Source organism: Burkholderia sp. 22PA0106 (assembly GCF_047497155.1).
Classification (GTDB): domain Bacteria; phylum Pseudomonadota; class Gammaproteobacteria; order Burkholderiales; family Burkholderiaceae; genus Burkholderia.
The window spans coordinates 1,637,971-1,656,089 of record NZ_CP163163.1 but is presented as its reverse complement, the minus strand read 5'-3'; the positions used below and the strand labels follow the sequence as shown (position 1 = coordinate 1,656,089).

Genomic DNA, 18,119 nt, shown 5'->3' with positions numbered 1-18,119 from the left:
GCTGGAGAAGGCCGGGAACGCGGGACAACGCTCGCCCGCGCCGCAAGTTTGCCACAGCCGGCGGGCCCTGCCGCGATCGCCGCGCCCTGCTTCGAGCTCGTCTCCTGCCGCTGTCAGATCGACGCGACACTCCCCTTGCCTGTTCAAGCCAGTTCGTACCCCGAATGGATCTGCCCCATGCCCCTGCTCAGTTACGTGACGAATTTCGGCGACCCTTATCTGACGATTCCGCTGGCCGCGCTGATCCTGCTGTGGCTGGCGATGATGCGCTCCTGGCGAGCCGCGCTGTTCTGGGCCGGCGGCATGACGCTCGGCGCGTCGGTGGTGGCGGCCAGCCGGGTGGTGCATGTAATCTGGGGCATCGAGGTGCCGGCGCTGAACTTCACGGTGGTGAGCGGCCACGCGATGCTTGCCGGTGCGGTGTATCCGACCGTGTTCTCGTTGTGCGACAACCGCACGCGCCGCGGCGCCGTGGTCGGCCCTTATGCCGGCGGCCTGCTGCTGGCCACGGCGATCGGCGTGTCGCGCATCTTGCTCGGCTATCACTCGACCGCCGAAGTGGTGTGCGGCCTGGTGGCGGGCATGCTGGTCGCCACCCTGACCTGCTTCCAGTTCACGTTCGCGCACACCCTGTTCGGCAAGCCCGGCGGCTTCACGCTGCACGATCCCACCTTGTTCGCCGCCGCTGCGCTCGCGGCCGTCGTGATGTATCACGGCAAGGTCGCGCCGGTATCGGCCCGAATCGACCGCGATGCCGTCGGGCTTTCGCAATGGAGCAAGGCGTAGGCCGAAAGAATTCGGCAATAACGACGGCCTGCCGTATCGAAACAGACACGCTCGCCGCCAAAAAACAATATTGGCATGAATTACCGAATCACGAGAAGCGTACCGCCTGCGCAACAAATTGCTTTATAAAAATTACCGCCCTTCCATCTCACATCGAATTTATCTCGTTCCTGTGAAGAAGTAATAATCGGCTGTTTTTACCTGAAATGACCGCGCAAACGTTTTACATCGAATTGATTAATCCTGGTTTCATCGTCTCGACTCGAAATCGCCAAAAACCGAATCATAGGTGCGTTAGATTTGTATTTCATGAGATTGGCGACGCGCTGTTCCGGAAACTACCGATGTCGGTATTCGTCGGAAAATCGAGCGCAGGCAGCGCCGTGAATCGACCCTGTTGAAGAAAACCAACGCGCAGCCGGGGACTTGCACGAATTCACGTCGCACCGAGGCAGAATCCTGCATCCTCGAATTGAATTGCCGATCAAAAATCAACAATTACAAGGAATCGGGCAGGAATCCGAAGAAATGTTTCGATACAGGCAGCAAGAAATCGTCACACGAAAACGAGGCGCAACATTATAAGTTTGTTTTCTTGAAATGAAAATCGGGATATTCCCGCTTGGTGCAACTGCTAAATAGTCTTACAGTCCTCCCTGCTGCGTGCGAATTTAGTGAACAATAGCGTCGACAGCTTCACTTGATGGATAAGCCAGTTTTCTGACTTATCTTAAATCACATCAATTGCCGCAGCACCGCGATGCCAGTCGCTTAGATCCAGGCCAGTGTCTGACAGGGCTACCATCACGCGCACCGTTTCATGAGGTCCGAATGAAACGGTGATGTTCGATGGCATCTGATTTGTCCGAAAAATAATCGTGAGGGGTCCGACGGGCGCAATACCAGGCCGATTGCCAGGTATTGCGCGCGCGTCGGCCCGTGCTGCGCGGTCGATGTCGCGTTCAATTGCCGCGCGCGATACCGAACAGAAGCGATCAATTTTGGGAATCATTGTGACCGTGCCCTTGAACTTGATATTCGACCGAAAAATGGATCAGCTCGCGAAGCGGCGCAGACGTTGGACGAAACAACGAAAACGGGAAATCGTGGCCGAGAGCTTCGACCCCGGCACGTCGCTGCAGACGGTGGCAGCGCGGCACAACATCAATCCCAGTCAGCTTTCGCATTGGCGAAAGCAGTTCCGGGAGCAGCTCTCGTCGGCCTCGAGGATCGACGACTCAGCCAGGGCGGATGCGGGGCAGCCCGACTGACCGAGGCGGAATCGGCAACGTGCCTCGCCACGAACCCGCGTAACAACCGGCAGCCGGGGCCGGAGGCGGCCTTCACGGCCGCTCGACAGCATTCGACGCCGGATGCGTCGGCCGCGCCGGGAGCCTACCCGCCGCGAAGCACGACAGCATCTGCCAGCGCTTCCTTCCGTGAACCGGGGCGCGGTTACTTTACGAGGACAACATGCACGAATTTCATCATGTGATTTCCCCGATCTTTCGTACTGCGACATCCTTGCCGAGCGGCACGCAAGTGCATGCGCCGGCCCCCGCGCCTTCGGCCCGCCCGTGTCTGTATCTGTCGCGTCATCCCGACCCCACGCTGGTGGCCTACCTCAAGGAGCAGCATTGGGAGGTGCGTTGCGCGAGCACCTCGGCCGATGCGAAGCGCGTGGAGAACCCGGGCGTCGCGCAGGCCGGCATCGTCGATCTCGACAGCTTCAAGGCGCGTGAGCTGGCCGCGCTGGAGCCGATCCTGCGCCAGAAGCAGACCGGCTGGATCGCGCTGGTGGACTCGGCCCGGCTGGCCGATCCCGAGATTCGCAAGCTGATTCATCAGTACTGCTTCGACTATGTGAAGCGCCCGCTGACGCGCACCATGGTCGATTACCTGGTGACGCATGCCTACGGCATGATGACGCTGTGCGACAGCGAGCCGGCGGTGGAAGTGGAGACCGGCGGCGGCGCGATGGTCGGCACCTGCGAAGCGATGCAGCGCCTGTTCCGCACCGTTCGCAAGGTTGCGAACACCGATGCGACCGTGTTCGTTTCCGGCGAATCGGGCACCGGCAAGGAACTGACGGCGATCGCCATCCACAAGCAATCCTCACGACGCAAGGCGCCGTTCGTCGCGATCAATTGCGGCGCGATTCCGCACCATCTGTTGCAGTCCGAACTGTTCGGCTATGAACGCGGCGCCTTCACCGGCGCGAACAAGCAGAAGATCGGGCGCGTCGAGGCGGCGCACGGCGGCACGCTGTTTCTCGACGAAATCGGCGACATGCCGCTCGAAAGCCAGGCCAGCCTGCTGCGCTTCCTGCAGGAAGGCCGGATCGAGCGGCTCGGCGGGCACGAATCGATTCCGATCGATGTGCGCATCATCTCGGCCACCCACGTCGATCTCGAGGCGGCGATTCGCGTCGGCCAGTTCCGCGAGGACCTGTTCCATCGCCTGTGCGTGCTGCGCATCGACGAGCCGCCGCTGCGCGCGCGCGGCAAGGATATCGAGCTGCTCGCGCAGTACATGTTGCAGAAGTTCGCCAGCGATGGGGCGCGCAAGATTCGCGGGTTCACGGCCTGTGCGATCGCATCGATGTACAGCTACGGCTGGCCGGGCAACGTGCGCGAGCTGATCAACCGGATTCGCCGCGCGATCGTGATGGCCGACGGGCGCTTGATTTCGGCGGCCGATCTCGGCCTCGACCAGTTCACGGCGCAAGCCCCGACGACGCTCGCCGAAGCCCGCGAACGCGCCGAGAAGTTGACCATCGAAGCCGCGCTGCTGAAGCACCGCCGCCGCCATTTCGAGGTGGCGGCCGAGCTGGGCGTGTCGCGCGCCACGCTGTACCGTCTGCTGAATACCTACGGCCTGTAGGCGAGGCAAGCCGGTCCGCGCGAGACGGGACGCCCCGCCCCGCGCCGGCAGGCTTCGTCTGGCGAATCAGGCCAGCCGGCCGTAGTTGTCCTCGAAGCGGACGATGTCGTCCTCGCCGAGATAGGTGCCCGACTGCACCTCGATGATTTCGAGCGGCGTCTTGCCGGGGTTCGCCAGGCGATGCACGGTGCCGAGCGGGATATAGGTCGATTCGTTCTCCGAAATCAGGAAGGTGTCCTCGCCCCGCGTCACCTCGGCCGTGCCGCGCACGACGATCCAGTGCTCGGCGCGATGATGATGCATTTGCAGCGACAGCTTCTCGCCCGGCGTCACGACGATGCGCTTGACCTGGAAGCGCTCGCCCGAATCGATCGAATCGTAATAGCCCCACGGGCGATGCACCTTGCGGTGGTTGTCGGCCTCGGGGCCGCGCTCGGCGCGGATTCGCGACACCACGGCCTTGATCTGCTGGGCGTTCTGCCGGTCGGCCACCAGGATCGCGTCGGCGGTTTCGACCACCACCACGTCGCGCAGCCCGACGCAGGCGATCAGCCGGCCCTGCGAATGCGCGAAGGTGTTCTCGGTGTCCTCGAACATCACGCGCCCCTGCCCGACATTGCCGGACGCATCGCGCGGCAGGATCTCCCAGATCGCATCCCACGATCCGACGTCGGACCACGGCGCATCCATCGGCACCACCACGCCGGCGATGTTGCCGCATTCGTCCAGCCGCTCCATCACCGCGTAGTCGATCGAATCGTCGGGACAGGCATCGAAGGCCGGCTTGTTCAGGCGCACGAACACGTCGTCGGACGTGCTGCCGCGATGCGCCTCGCGGCAGGCCGCGAGAATATCGGGGCGCACCGTGCCGATCGCATCGAGCCACACCGAGGCCCGCAGCACGAACACGCCGGCATTCCACAGATATTCGCCGGAATGCACGTATTGCTCGGCCAGCTCGCGGCGCGGCTTCTCGACGAAACGGTCGATCACGAAACCGCCGTCCTGCCCGATCGGCACGCCCGTGCGGATGTAGCCGTAGCCCGGCTCCACGCGGCGCGGCACCACGCCGATGGTTGCGATCGCACCATTCGCCGCGTAATGCGCGGCACGCAACACGGCGGCCTGGAACGCGGCGGCGTCCGGCACCGCGTGGTCGGCCGGCGTCACCACCAGGATCGCGTCGTCGCCGTTGGCCACGCTGACCAGCGCGGCGGCGGTCAGCGCCGGCGCGGTGTTGCGCGCGCACGGCTCCAGCACGATGCGCGCCGGCTTGCTGCACGAGCGCAATTGCTCGGCACTGATATAGCGATGCGATTCGCCGCACACCAGCAGCAGTTCGCCGGCGGTCGGCCAGCTTGCCTGCAGGCCGTCGAGGCGGCGCGCGGTGGCCATCAGCAAGGAGTCCTCGCCAAGCAGCTTCAGCAACTGCTTCGGATACTGCTCGCGCGACAGCGGCCACAGCCGCGTGCCGGCGCCACCCGCCAGGATCACGTGCTGGATCGGCAGGCTGGCGGCCGCCGCATGGACAGGTTGCGCAGCTTGGAATGCGAGGGGTGTGCTCATCGATGGGCTCCAGTTTCACGAGGGATTCGCGCAATCGCGCGGCGCCGGTCCGCTGCAAGTGCGCCGCAACGGGCGGGCGCGCGGTACCTGCCAACGTAAAAGCTTGCTGCACTGCACACCGTTCGGTCGCGAACACAGGCGCCGCCGCCCCGATATTTCGTGCTCCTGATGGCTCGCGCGTCCGCCTGCCCCATCAAAGTGCGCCAGCGCACCGAACGTCCGGGCACCGGCATTGCATGCTGGCTGCACGAGGAATGACGTGAAGGGTAAGGCGATCAGGAATGCCGAACGCACGACGATATCGTCGGGACGGGGGAGACGCATTCGACAGCGGAAGGGGGCTCCGCCAGGCTCACCATGAGGGATCCTCGAATGACGAATGACGAGAGACTTTCGCCAATTTGACCAATATTAGACCGCGATGAGTATATGGAACCGATCATTTTCAGTGGGCACGCCGGATGGCTGCATGAAGCCGATGGCGACTGCGGGGTCGTGCTTTGCAATCCGTTGGGGCACGAAGCGATGTGGTTGCATCAGGCCATGCGTCAGTTGGCCGACTATCTGGCCTTGAGAGGGGTCACGGTGTTGCGCTTCGACTACCTGGGCACGGGCGACTCGACCGACAACGGCGCCTGGGTACGGCCGGCCGACTGGGTGGCCGAGGTGGTGGACGCCGTCAACTGGCTGAAGGACACCACGGCGGTCAAGCACGTTTCGCTGGCGGGGTTCCGCTTCGGGGCGATGATCGCTGCGCTGGCGGCGCGGCAGGTCGAGGTCGATTCGCTAGCGCTGTTCGCGCCCGTGGTGTCGGCTCGGCTGTTCCTGCGTGAAATGAATTTCCTCCATCAAACCTGGCGCCGCAAGGCCGGCCTCGCCGACGACGAAGCGCCGCCCCCGGACGGCACACGCGAAATCTTCGGCCATCTGTTTTGCGCCGGCGGGCTCGACGCGATCGCCGAATACGATCTCGCCAGCGGGCCGCGACCGTCGGCCGGCCGCGTGCTGATCGCGCACAGCGGGCAGAACGACGGCAGCGACAAGCTCGCCGCACGGCTCGGCACGCAAGGCGTGCCGGTCGAATCGATCGAGTTCACCCATTACGCGCAAACGCTCTGCCCGCCCTGGATGACCGAATCGCCGGTGATCATGCTCAACGCGGCGGCGGACTGGCTGTCGCGGCACGACGGCACCGCCACCGTCGCGTCGGGCCGCACCGTCGAGCGCCTGCACCCCGGCATGCCGGTGCCGGGCGGCGTCGAACGCCCGGTGCGCACCGGCGATGGCCGGCTCGCCGGCATCCTGTGCGAGCCGATGCAACACGGCGACATGGCCGCGCCCGCGCTGCTGATCGCCAACACCGGGGCCACCCATCACGTCGGCGACGGCCGCTTCGGCGTGGAGCTGGCGCGCGAGATGGTGTTTCATGGCTACGCGTCGCTGCGCGTCGATGCGGACGGCATCGGCGACAGCGCGGGCGCGGCGCAGGCACGCGGCCCCGGCCAGATTCCGTACGAATCGATGGCGGCGGATCTGTCGGCCTGGGTGGACTGGCTGGCCGCGCAGGGCTACCGGCAGATCGTGATCTTCGGCATCTGCGCCGGGGCGTACACGGCGCTGGTCGCGGCGCGCAAGAACCTCGGCATCCGTGGGCTGATCCTCGTGAATCCGGCCAGCTTCCTGCTGCCGGAGAACTGCACGATCCTGCAGGCGGCGCAGAACCCGCGCGGCTCGGCGCGTGCCAACCTGCGCTCGATGACGCGCGCCGACAAATGGACCAAGGTGCTGCGCGGCGAGGTCAGCCTGCGTCCGGCGGCCCGCACGCTGTGGCGTCATGCCATGACGCGCGCGCAGCACCATCTGGCGACGCTGTCGAACGACCGGCTGTTCGCCACCACCTCCAGCCATCAGGTGCATCGCCACTTCCGCCGGCTCGACGCGGCGGGCGTGCGCGTGCGGCTGCTGTTCAGCCCGAAGGATCACGCGCTCGACGAGTTCTACCTGCACTTCGGCGCGAGCCGCCGCAAGCTCGGCAGCCTGCCCCGGCTCAACGCGCTGGTGCTGGACAACGTCGATCACGAAGTGCTGAACCGGCGTGCCCGCGAGGACGTGACCACCGAATGCTTCGCACTGCTTCAGGAAATTTTTCTCGCCGTGCGCCGGGAACACGTCCGCCCGGTCGCCGCCGGCACGCAGGCGGAGTTCACGATGACCTGACTCGCCGGCCGCGGCCCGGCACGACTGACGAACGATGGTGGGGTGAGGTCGGCCTGCCACGCCATGATCTGCTCATGACATTGCACGATGACCAATCCCACCATCCGCCAGTTGCAACGACGGCTCGGGCAACTGAACCAGTTGCTGGAGGAAACCCGTCAACGGGAAAAGCTGGCCAAGCTCGAACAGCTCGCCAAGGATGTCCAGGAGTACGACATCTCCGAGCTGGAGTTGCTGCGCGCGGCGGGCTTCATCAAGCCCAAGCGCACGCCGGTGCAGGCGAAGTTCTACAACCCGGAAACCGGGCAGACCTGGTCCGGGCGCGGCCAGCGCCCGCAATGGATCGTCGGCAAGAACCTCGACGACTACCGGATTCGCGAGACACCGCAACCGTGGTGGCCTGAACGGAGCAAGCCGAAACCCTGAGTGCTTCGCATCACGCGACGCCTGTTCGCATGGGATTGTTTTCCATTTGATCGGAAGATTAAATTTTCATGACAAAAGGCCCAGCGTTCGATCACGCCGCGCACTCAAAGGACTTCGTCATGCTCAATAACGTCAATTCGGGGAACCGGATCGGCCCGCAACCCGGCGCCGATTCCAGCACACACACCGAGCATTCCACCCCGGCGACCGATGCCGGCGCGGCGCGCCGGTCCGCGTCGAATCATGCGTTATCGGACCTGACACCCTCGACCGACGCCCCGCGCGGCGAGGGTTCGCCGCGCATCACGGCACGCTCGTCGGCCCCCGAATTGCCAGCCACCGCCTCGACGTCGGCCTCGACATCGACCTCGACCGGCGCGCCGCCGCCGCGCTCGCCGCTGCGCAACGCGGGCCAGACGCCGGGTACGCCGCCGCCGATTCCGCCGCGCTCGGCCAATCGGCCGAAACCGCCGGGCACGGTGTCCACCGAGGCGAGCACGTCGACCTCCTCCACCGCATCGACGTCGCACGAACCGCCGCCTCCGCCCCCCAGCAGTTCGACGGCCGCGCCGTTGCGCCCGCCGCCCGCGCATCTCCCGATCAGCCGTCCGACGCCGCCCCCGCCGGCGCGGCCGCGCCGCAATCCGGCGCGCCTGCACCATCAGGGGTCGACGCCGCTGCATCATGGCTCGACCGCCTCGACCGCTGCCAGCCACGACGCCGACACGGATTCCGCGCTGCCGTTCCAGCCGCATCCGCTGCAACTGGCGATGACCGCTTCCGAGGCCAGCACCTCGGCCGCACCGCCGCGCCCGCTGGCGTCGCACGACGACATCGCGAGCGCCGCGTTCACCGGCGTGCCGCTGCGCCTGCCGCCGATCGCCGAGCAGGACGAGCAGATCGAGGAGGTGCATCGGCAGGTCGCGCAACTGAACGTGCCCGCGCCGAGCGAAGCCGAGCTGGCCGCCGTTCAATCGCTGGTCGAGCAGATGCCGGCCGCCGACGTGCACGATCCGCAGCAGCGCCAGATGCTCGCGGCCGTCACGCAACTGCTGAACGACGTGATTCACACGGTCACGCATTCGCAGGTCGGCGGCGTCAGCCTGTCCGATATCGCCAACAACAACTTCGACAACACCTATGCAAAGGGGCTGGTGTCGCTGGCCAACTCGATCGTCGCGCGCACCGCGTCCGTGTACGTGCCGACGTTCGGCCGCCAGTTGGCCGGCCAGCGCTTCGCCGAAGGCATGGAACACCAGCAATGGTCGACCGGCGCGCGCAGCGCGCTCGGCAGCGCGCTGACGTTCGTGCCGATCGCATTGCTGTTGGCCGGCGCGGTGCGCGACGCGCAGAAAGGCCGTGCCACCGATACCAGCAAGATTTCCCGCTACGCGCTGGCCGCGGTCGGCAGCACCATGATGATCGCGGGCCTCGGCACCGGCGCGATGGCCGGCGCGGCGGCCAGCCTCGGCGCCTTCGTGCTGTACTGCGCGATGCGCGACAGCGTGCAGTCGTTCGTCAAGCTCGCCCCGAAGGAGGCCAAGCAACCGTCGCTCGGCGAATCGATGGCATCGGGCGGCGCGTACGCCGTCGATCAGATGGCGGCCGGCAGCGGCATGTCCTACACGGCCACGCCGTCGGGCGCGGGCGCCGCGGGCGAGCCGCTGCAAACCGGCCACGGCAGCGAGCGCGCCGGCTACAACCTGGGCGGCGAAGTGATGGACGACATGGTGTCGAACGCCATCACGGCACGCGGCATGCCGCAACTGACGCTGTCGGGGAAGATCCCGAGCCTCTCCGATCTGGCCGACACGGCCACCGGCGCGTTCCCGGCGCGCGCGACGCTGTTTACGGCCAGCACGCTGCTGTCGCAGATCGTCGCCGATCACATGACGGGCAGCTCGCCCACCACGCAGACCAACGTCAACAACCTGGCCGTGGGCCTGATGCTCGGCCTGCTGCTCTATGCGCCGTTCGCGCAGATGGGCAACACCAAGGAGCCGGCCGGCTCGGACACGGCCTCCCACGCCAGCATCGAGGAGCTGCACGAAGATCCGGCGCACCGCGTGTAACGCGGTATCCGAGGCATTCGCCGAGGCGCGGCGGCCGGGTTGGAAACGGCCGCCGCGCTTGTGTTTGGCTCGACTAAGCAAAGACAAAATGCCGCTAAAGGCCGCCGCGCTCGCATCCTAGAATCGATGCCGAGATTGGACCGCCCTGGGTCCGATACCGACGATGCGGAGTGGCGACATGACTGAACCGAAACAACCGGCCTGGCGTCTCGAAACGCTGGCCGTGCATGGTGGCTACCGGCCCGACCCGACGACACGCGCCGTCGCGGTGCCGATCTACCAGACGGTGGCCTATGCGTTCGACGACACGCAGCACGGCGCGGACCTGTTCGACCTCAAGGTGCCCGGCAATATCTACACGCGCATCATGAATCCGACCCAGGACGTGCTGGAGCAGCGCGTGGCCGCGCTCGAAGGCGGCATCGCGGCGCTGGCGCTGGCCTCGGGGCAGGCGGCCGTCACCTATTCGATTCAAACCATCGCCGAGGCCGGCGACAACATCGTGTCGGCCAGCACGCTGTACGGCGGCACCTACAACCTGTTCGCCCACACGCTGCCGCTGTCGGGCATCCAGACCCGCTTCGCCGATCCGCGCGAGCCCGAATCGTTCGCACCGCTGATCGATGCGCGCACCAAGGCGATCTTCGTCGAATCGGTGGGCAACCCGCTCGGCAACCTCGTCGATATCGCCAGGCTGGCCGATATCGCGCACCGCCACGGCCTTCCGCTGATCGTCGACAACACGGTGCCCTCGCCGTTCCTGCTGCGGCCGATCGAGCACGGCGCCGACATCGTCGTGCATTCGCTGACGAAATACCTGGGCGGCCACGGCACCAGCATCGGCGGCGCGATCGTCGATTCGGGCCGCTTTCCGTGGGCCGAGCACAAGGCGCGCTACCCGCGCCTGAACGAGCCGGACGTCAGCTATCACGGCGTGGTGTATACCGAGGCGTTCGGGCCGGCCGCCTATATCGGCCGCGCGCGCGTGGTGCCGCTGCGCAACACCGGCGCGGCAATCTCGCCGTTCAACGCGTTCCTGATCCTGCAAGGCATCGAGACGCTGGCGTTGCGCCTCGAACGGATCACCGACAACGCACTGCGGGTCGCACGCTTCCTGAAGCAGCACGCGCGCGTCGAGTGGGTCAACTACGCGGGGCTGCCCGAGCATCCCGATCACGCGCTGGCGCAGCGCTACCTGGGCGGGCGCGGGCCGGGCATCCTGACGTTCGGCGTCAAGGGCGGCCGCGCGGCCGGCGCGGCGTTCCAGGATGCGTTGCAACTGTTCACGCGGCTCGTCAATATCGGCGACGCCAAATCGCTCGCCACCCACCCCGCCTCCACCACCCACCGCCAGCTCTCGCCCGACGAGCTGCGCAAGGCCGGCGTCAGCGAGGAAACCGTGCGCCTGTCGATCGGCATCGAGCATATCGACGACCTGCTCGCCGATCTCGATCAGGCGCTGGCGCGCACCTGAGCGCGCACGCCCGAGCGCACGCAATACGGACCCCGAAACGATCGGGCCGCCACCTTCGACGGTGGCGGCCCGATCGACTGCCCGATCGACTGCCTGAGCGGTACGCCGCGCGATCAGTTGCTCGCGATCGACAGGCTCGGGCAGTAGTGCGTGGCCGACAGATCGTCGTTGACGTTCTGGTTGCCGCGCGCCCCCGATGCGTTCGACGTGCGCGGATCGAGGAACAGATGCGCGTTCGACGAGCCGGCCGGCGCGGTGAACGTCATGCTGACCTTCCACCAGTTGCCGACCTTGGTGGCCGCCAGCTGGGTGTTCGGCGAGCCCCACGAGCCGGGCACCACCGTGCCGTTATTGGTGTTCACCACGGTGGCGAACTCCGTGCCGCTGCTGTCGTCGGTCTGCACCGAGAACGCCGGGAAGATCGTCTCGCCCGAGGTGGCCGGCAGGTAGTCGCTGAACGTGTAGCGCTGGCCGCCCTGCACCTTGACCCACTGGTTGATCTGCGCGAACGGGCTGCCGCTCGCGTTGCCGATCACCGCCGCGTGATTGGTGCTGCCGGAAATATCGGTGGTCAGACCGATCACCGAACCGCCGCTGCCGGTAAACCACGCCGAGGTGCTGGCCAGCGACAGCGGTTGCGTGACGAGGTTGTTGGTCTGGCAGGCGGCGGCCGTGGTGTCGACCGACGGGCCGTAGAAGCCCTGGATGCTGGTCTGCACCGCGTCGTCCGCCTTGTCCGAACTCATCTTCGTGACGATCGCGCCTTCATAGAACGTGATCGGCGCATCGGAGGCGTCGCCGCCCTCGCCCAGCGACAGCCCGCCTTCCCAACGGCCGATCAGGTGGTGGCCGGTGTCGTTGAAGAAATCCACCGCTTCGGGCGGCACGCCGTCGTACAACGAGGTCAGCGCGCTGGCCGCCGCGTCGCCGCCCTTCACCGAGAAGCGGTTGGCCTGGCCCTGCGGCGAGTATTTCGCCAGCACCGTGACGAAGTCGGCCGTCAGCGGCTGCTTCGGCCCATACAGATAGACGCCCGCCTCGGCATCCACGCCCGGCCAGTTCACGCCGGTGTTGTTCGCCGAATAGGTCGGCCCGCCGTTCTTGTAGCCGGGGCCGTAGCCGAACACGGCCGCATTGCCGCTCGAATACGACAGCCCGAACATCATGCCCTCGATCTGCCCCTTGCTGCCGTTCGTATCCACCAGCACCGAGTCGCCCGGGATCGTGCCGCCCGACGGCGCGACCGTGCCGCTGCCCTGGAACTGGCCGCTCGAGTTGTCTTCCATGTTGCCGTAGGTGCCGCAGCAGGCCGAGGTCGAGCCGAACGGCAGCGTCGCGCCGTTGACCATGTATTCGGCGATCTCCGTGTCGCCGATCGACTGGTTGACCGTGCCGATCCGGTTGCGATACGACTGCCGCGCCTGGATGTCGAGCGCCACCGTGGTCCGGCCGCCCGGCAACGACACGAGCCGGATGGTCGACGGCGATTTGTCGCCCGCGAACGGCAGGTCGTTGCCCACCGTGATCGCCTGATTGGTCGGCGTCGGGTTGTTCAGCAGGCTCGGGAAATTGACCGACGGGCGATGCACCTGCACCGTCAGCTTGGTGCCGTTGGGCAGCGGCAGTTGCGCGAAGCCGGCGGTGACCGGCACGCTCTGGCCGGTGGCGGTGATCGTCAAGGTTTGCGCCTGATTGTTGAGCACGTTCAGCGTGGCCGGCACGTTGCCGTACTTGCCGGACGACTGGAGCGGCGCGACCAGGTCGATCTGGTCGTAGATCAGGTCCACCACGCAGCCGCTCGCGTCGCTGCCGCAGGCCCGCTTGAGCGTGTCGAGGTTGGTCGTGCCGACCAGGTTCGCCGCCACGCCCGAATTGGCCGCGTACGGGAAGATGTTGGTTTGCGCGTTGCTGGTGAGGTTCAGCACGCGGAACAGCGGGCCGGCATAGCTCTTGGTCAGCAGCCGCGTGACGCTGTGCGCGGCCGAACAGGCCGTGCCGGCCGAGGCCAGCGCGTCGCACGGCAAGGCCGCTGCGGTGGCCGCGGCCGCGTTGCCGGACGTGGCCGCGCCGCTGGCCGAGCTGTCGCTCGGCGGGTTCTGCTTGAGGGACTGCGACACGCCGCCGTCCGAATCGCCGTTACAGGCGGCCAACGCCAGCGTCATGACCGCCGCTGCCGCCAGGCCCAATTCGCTTCGCTTCAACATAACCCTACCCTCCGTCCGATCAAACGTTGTGTATTGATAAGTTTTCCGAAATATTCGATACGCGATGCCACTTCACACACTTGCAAGCACTACTGATGAATTTTCTTCAGGCGGACGACCGGCGCGAGGCGGCACGCCGCCCGGTGCGAACACCAGGGCGAGCGGCGCGAGGCACGGCGGCGATCGAATCGGGTCAGTCGATGAAACGGATGCGGGAAGGCAGGAACGCCGGCGGCGTTCCCTTGCTGCGCGCCTGGCCGTCAAGCCCCCTCTCCGGCCGCCGCGCGCTGTGTTCGGTGTGTGCTGCCGCTCCGCCTTGCGGCGGCGTGACGGCAGCGTGCCGCTTGCCACGGCTTGTCATCCTTGTCTCCATGTCCGGGCGGTGCCGCGGATCAACGTAGTAGGCGATATGTTCTAGCGATATTTGTTGGTAATAATATTTCCTGATGTGCCGACTTTACGAGTCGGGATAATCCCGTAGTCGCACCTGGCACGACTATCGCCGGCGGCCTGCTTGGAATCGTGGACCGGGCCTGGATCATGCGTGGATTCGTCGTTTCGACGCCACGACGAGGGTCGGTGATGGCCGTGGCCTGCGCGGCTGCGTTAACGTGATGAACGCGTCGGACACGGCCCTGCGCCACGCTCGATGCTCGGGGGTATCTATGACTAATAATATTAATTCGTTACGGGGTTCATCGATGATCGTATCGATGCAGCGGCAGCCGTCCGGCTGGCCGCGTTCGTTCATGCCGCACCGGTTCTCATGAAGCGCGCCACGCAACGCCGCCCCACCATGACCGACATCGCCAAGCAGGCCGGCGTGTCGCAATCCACCGTCTCGCTGGTGCTCAACAACGCGGCCGGCACCAAGTTCTCGGACGCGACGCGCGACAAGGTGTTGAAAGTGGCCGCCGCGCTCGGCTATCGCTTCGCGACGCGCGTGCCGGCCATGACGCACGGCGGCGAGCGCGACCTGATCGTCTATCTGGCCGACGAGATTTCCACCAGCCCGCACCCGGTGGTCAGCATCGATGGCGCACGCGACGGCGCGTATGTCGAAGGCAAGATGCTTGCCGTGTACTCCACGCATGGCAATGCCGACATCGAACGCCAGGTGCTCGATGCAGTGCTGGCGTTGCCGAACCTGCTCGGCGTGATCTACGCCACCGTCTACACACGCAAGGTCACGCTGCCGCCCGCGCTGCTGAACGTGCCGGCCGTGCTGCTCAATTGCACGAGCGCCGATGGCGCGCTGTCGTCGGTGGTGCCGTCGGAAGTGGCGGGCGGGCAACTGGCCACCGATCACCTGTTGCGCGCGGGCCATCGCCGGATCGGCTATATCAACGGCGAGCCGTGGCAGGATGCGGCGCGCGATCGCCTGAAGGGCTATCGCACGGCACTGGCCACGGCCGACCTTCCGTACGCGCCGGAACTGGTGCGCGAAGGCGACTGGAGTTCCGGCGCGGGCTTCGAGCAGACGCTGTCGCTGCTGCGCGAGCCGCAGCCGCCCACGGCGATCTTCTGCGCGAACGACCTGATGGCGCTCGGTGCGATCGAGGCCGTCAAGCATCGGGGGCTGCGCGTGCCGGGCGACGTGTCGGTGATCGGCTACGACGACCAGGAAATCGCGCGCCACACGCATCCGCCGCTCTCGACCATCGTGCTGCCGAACTACGAGCTGGGCCGCTGGGCCGTGGACATGCTGATGCAGGAGGAGCAGAACCGTGCGGCCGGCGTGCCGGTGCGGCGCCATGCGGTCAAGCTGGACGGGCCGCTGGTCGAGCGCGGCTCGGTGCGCAATCTCGCCGAGGCGGCGGGCACGGACGGGAGCGCGTCGCGTTGAAACGCTATCACCGCATCGCGCAGGCGCTCGGCCTGCTGGCGCAGGCAGGCTGGTTGATCGCCTATGGTGTGGTCGATACCCGCGCGGCGCAACACGCCACGTTCAGCGAGGGCGGCCTGGTCCTTTATTTCGGTGTGCTGCTGACGGCCGTGATCAGCCTGCACGGCGGGCTCGTTTCGCTGGCGCTGCTGTTGCGCTCGCCTCGCCCCGACGGCTCGACCGCCGAGGCGAGATGGGCGCTGCTGGCCAGCGCGGCGCTGTGGATCGCGATCGCCGCGTGCCTGAGTCGAAACTGAGTCGGCACTGAACCGACACCGAGCCGGCTCAGGCCGCACCGCGCTCAGAAGCGGTGAATCATGCCGAGCCGTACCAGCGTCTGGTTCTCGCCCGACGACGCGCCGGCCGAGGCCGGCGTGGTCGCGAAGTCGAACGCCGTGCCGGTGTGCGCGCTGACCACGTGCTGATACATGCCCTGCACGTACAGCGCCGTGCGCTTGCTGATGTCGTAGTTCACCATCAGCGAGAACTGGTGCCACTTCGGCTGGTACGTGCCGATGTTGGCGCTCAGGCGCGCGTCGGTGAACGTGTAAGCGCCGAACAGCCACAGGGCCGGCGTGATCCAGTACTTGCCGTTGACTTCATAGTTGTCGAACTTCCACGATTGCCAGCGCCCGCCTACCGGCTGCGTGGCAGCCGCGGCGATATAGGCGCTGGCGGTCGGGTCGTACACGTCCACATGCGAATACGACACGCCGATCTTCGCGGTGGCGAACGTATAGCTGAGGCCCGCCACGATGTTCTGCTCCGACGAGCCGCTGAACGCCGCGTCGCTGCCTACCGCGCCGTTGGCCGAGCCGGCGGAACCGGCCGCGTCGGTGCGCAGGTAGCCGAGCGCCGCGCTCAGGCCGCCCGCGCGATACTGCACGGCCGCGCTGTAGAGCCGGTTGTTCGCGAAGCCCGGATCGTTGCTGAAGCCGTACATCGCCTCGGCCTTCAGTCCGCCGAACGTCGGCGACACGTACTTCACCGAGTTGTTCACGCGGAAATCGAAGTCGGCGTTGTCGTTGTCGAACGGATGCGAGGCCACGTCGCCGCTCACGCCGCCCGCGCCGGTGTAGCCGCTCCACAGGTCGATGGTCGGGTCGTACTGGCGCCCGAAGCTCACCGTGCCCAATCGTTCGGACTGCAATCCAACCCACGCCTGGCGGCCGAACTCGCGCCCGCCCTGCTTCAGCGCGCCGTTGTTCACGTCGAAGCCGTTCTCGAGCTGGAACACGGCGCGGTAGCCGCCGCCGAGATCCTCGACGCCTTTCAGGCCCCACCGGCTGCCGAGCGTGTCGCCGCTCTTCATCTGGAACGTGCCCTTGCCGCGCGCGTTGCTCGTGAAGTTCAGGCCTTCGTCGATGATGCCGTACAGCGTCACGCTGCTTTGCGCGTGCGCCACCGCGGCCGTGCCGCCGAACAACACGGCTGCCGCCGTCCATCGTGCTGCAAATCTCATGATTTCCCCTGGGTGGTGTGGTGTGACATGAAGCGAAACGGAAGCCATCGAAAACATTCGGCAGCACGAATCCGCGCGCTCGACGTGACGGCGCGGAAGCTTCGTGCGGGAACTGCCGGTAAGGCGGCTCTGACTGTGGGTCTGACTACGGGTCTTGCTGCCGGCCTAGTAGCCGCGCGATCGATCGACCGCGTCGGGCATTCGCCCGGTGGCGCGATAGGCGGCCACGTTGGCCGCGACCACGGCTGCCGAAGTGGCCACGTCGGTGGGCGCGGACACATGCGGCAGCACCGTCAGCGCTGGATGCGCCCAGAGCGGCGAGGCGGCCGGCAGCGGTTCGACGTCGAACACGTCGAGCACGGCATGCGACAGGTGGCCGGTGTCGAGCGCGGCGAGCAGGTCGCGCGTCGCCACCACCGGCCCCCGGGAAAAATTGATCAGCGCCGCGCCGCGCTTCATCGCGCCGAGCCGCTCGCGATCGAGCAGGCCGCGCGTGGCGTCGGTCAGCGGCACGAGGCACACGACGATGTCGCTGCCCGCCAGCATCCGCATCAGCCCGTCGGGGCCGTGGCAGGCCTGCACGCCTTCGACCTGCTTCGGCGTGCGGCTCCAGCCGGCCACGCGAAAGCCCGCCTCGATCAGCCGTGCCGCCGCGCACGCGCCGAGCGTGCCGAGCCCGACGATGCCCACCCGCGTATCGGCCGGCTTGCGGTACGGGCGCTGCAGCCAGTCGCGCGCCTGCTGCTGCGCGCGGTAGGCCGGCATGTCGCGTTGCAGGTAATAGGTCCACGCCAGCACGGCCTCGGCCATGGTGCGCGACATCTCCGGATCGACCAGCCGCACCACCGGCGGCGCGCCGGGCGGCAGGCTGGCCACCAGTTGCTCGACGCCGGCCCACAGGCTCTGGATCCAGGCGAGCTTCGGCAGCGCGGCCAGCTCGGCCGGATCCGGGCGCGCGACCACGGCAATCGTGCTGCGCGCGCGCTGCACCGCGTCGGCCTGCCGGAACGGCACGACGGTTTCGTCCGGCATGGCCGCCGCCAGCGCGGCAAGATATTCGGATTCCTGATCAGCCGGCAGGCGGGTGATCAGCGTGATGACGTCGGACATGGCATCGAAACCGCAAAGTAGGAGGAAACCGCCC

The 18,119-nt window shown here is 66.7% G+C and carries 14 protein-coding genes; 9 read left to right on the top strand and 5 right to left on the bottom strand.

All coding sequences use genetic code 11. From position 1 onward, the window contains the following. The first annotated feature begins 177 nt into the window (after window positions 1–177). Window positions 178–786 (top strand): phosphatase PAP2 family protein, encoded by a 609-nt coding sequence (locus AB4850_RS22320; protein ID WP_414445158.1) that lies wholly within the window; start codon window positions 178–180, stop codon window positions 784–786. Window positions 787–1,516: 730 nt separating this feature from the next. Here the strand turns inward: AB4850_RS22320 and AB4850_RS22315 are convergent. Then, a complete protein-coding gene (locus AB4850_RS22315; protein ID WP_414445157.1) occupies window positions 1,517–1,798 on the bottom strand; it encodes a hypothetical protein in 282 nt (93 codons plus the stop codon). Window positions 1,799–1,835: 37 nt separating this feature from the next. Here AB4850_RS22315 and AB4850_RS22310 point away from each other — a divergent pair, with 37 nt between their 5' ends. Together AB4850_RS22310 and AB4850_RS22305 are read left to right on the top strand one after the other, a co-directional pair. After that, window positions 1,836–2,057 carry a transposase gene (locus tag AB4850_RS22310; protein WP_414445156.1) on the top strand — a complete coding sequence of 74 codons (222 nt, stop codon included), beginning with the start codon at window positions 1,836–1,838 and terminating at the stop codon, window positions 2,055–2,057. A 202-nt stretch (window positions 2,058–2,259) separates the two neighbouring features. Beyond that, window positions 2,260–3,669: a sigma 54-interacting transcriptional regulator gene (locus AB4850_RS22305; protein WP_414445155.1), complete on the top strand. Its 1,410-nt coding sequence runs from the start codon at window positions 2,260–2,262 to the stop codon at window positions 3,667–3,669. Between the two features lie 66 nt (window positions 3,670–3,735). Here the strand turns inward: AB4850_RS22305 and AB4850_RS22300 are convergent, their stop codons facing one another. After that, the gene (locus AB4850_RS22300; protein WP_414445154.1) at window positions 3,736–5,235 is read right to left on the bottom strand and encodes a mannose-1-phosphate guanylyltransferase/mannose-6-phosphate isomerase; all 1,500 of its coding nucleotides are present in this window, start codon (window positions 5,233–5,235) and stop codon (window positions 3,736–3,738) included. Window positions 5,236–5,778: 543 nt separating this feature from the next. Here AB4850_RS22300 and AB4850_RS22295 point away from each other — a divergent pair. The 4 genes from AB4850_RS22295 to AB4850_RS22280 all read left to right on the top strand — a co-directional run bounded on the left by AB4850_RS22295 (window position 5,779) and on the right by AB4850_RS22280 (window position 11,424). Further along, window positions 5,779–7,452 carry a serine aminopeptidase domain-containing protein gene (locus AB4850_RS22295; protein ID WP_414445153.1) on the top strand — a complete coding sequence of 558 codons (1,674 nt, stop codon included), beginning with the start codon at window positions 5,779–5,781 and terminating at the stop codon, window positions 7,450–7,452. Window positions 7,453–7,539: 87 nt separating this feature from the next. Further along, window positions 7,540–7,878 (top strand): H-NS family nucleoid-associated regulatory protein, encoded by a 339-nt coding sequence (locus tag AB4850_RS22290; RefSeq protein WP_414445152.1) that lies wholly within the window; start codon window positions 7,540–7,542, stop codon window positions 7,876–7,878. 119 nt (window positions 7,879–7,997) lie between these two features. Then, on the top strand, window positions 7,998–9,950 hold the full coding sequence (locus tag AB4850_RS22285; protein ID WP_414445151.1) for a hypothetical protein: 1,953 nt from the start codon (window positions 7,998–8,000) through the stop codon (window positions 9,948–9,950). A 178-nt stretch (window positions 9,951–10,128) separates the two neighbouring features. Continuing rightward, a complete protein-coding gene (locus AB4850_RS22280) occupies window positions 10,129–11,424 on the top strand; it encodes an O-acetylhomoserine aminocarboxypropyltransferase/cysteine synthase family protein (RefSeq protein WP_414445150.1) in 1,296 nt (431 codons plus the stop codon). Window positions 11,425–11,537: 113 nt separating this feature from the next. Here AB4850_RS22280 and AB4850_RS22275 read toward each other — a convergent pair whose 3' ends face one another. Beyond that, on the bottom strand, window positions 11,538–13,628 hold the full coding sequence (locus tag AB4850_RS22275; RefSeq protein ID WP_414445149.1) for an arabinofuranosidase catalytic domain-containing protein: 2,091 nt from the start codon (window positions 13,626–13,628) through the stop codon (window positions 11,538–11,540). A 796-nt stretch (window positions 13,629–14,424) separates the two neighbouring features. Between AB4850_RS22275 and AB4850_RS22270 the strand changes: the two genes are divergently transcribed. Together AB4850_RS22270 and AB4850_RS22265 are read left to right on the top strand one after the other, a co-directional pair. Beyond that, complete coding sequence (locus tag AB4850_RS22270) at window positions 14,425–15,474, top strand: LacI family DNA-binding transcriptional regulator (protein WP_414445581.1); 1,050 nt, start codon at window positions 14,425–14,427, stop codon at window positions 15,472–15,474. Continuing rightward, on the top strand, window positions 15,471–15,770 hold the full coding sequence (locus tag AB4850_RS22265) for a hypothetical protein (RefSeq protein ID WP_414445148.1): 300 nt from the start codon (window positions 15,471–15,473) through the stop codon (window positions 15,768–15,770). Before AB4850_RS22270 ends, AB4850_RS22265 begins: the two co-directional genes overlap by 4 nt. Before the next feature lie 44 nt (window positions 15,771–15,814). Here AB4850_RS22265 and AB4850_RS22260 read toward each other — a convergent pair whose 3' ends face one another. Together AB4850_RS22260 and AB4850_RS22255 are read right to left on the bottom strand one after the other, a co-directional pair. Then, window positions 15,815–16,975 (bottom strand): porin, encoded by a 1,161-nt coding sequence (locus AB4850_RS22260; protein ID WP_414445147.1) that lies wholly within the window; start codon window positions 16,973–16,975, stop codon window positions 15,815–15,817. A gap of 165 nt (window positions 16,976–17,140) precedes the next feature. Next, entirely contained in the window at window positions 17,141–18,085 is a 945-nt protein-coding gene (locus AB4850_RS22255; protein WP_414445146.1) for a 2-hydroxyacid dehydrogenase, read from the bottom strand. Window positions 18,086–18,119: the final 34 nt, after the last annotated feature.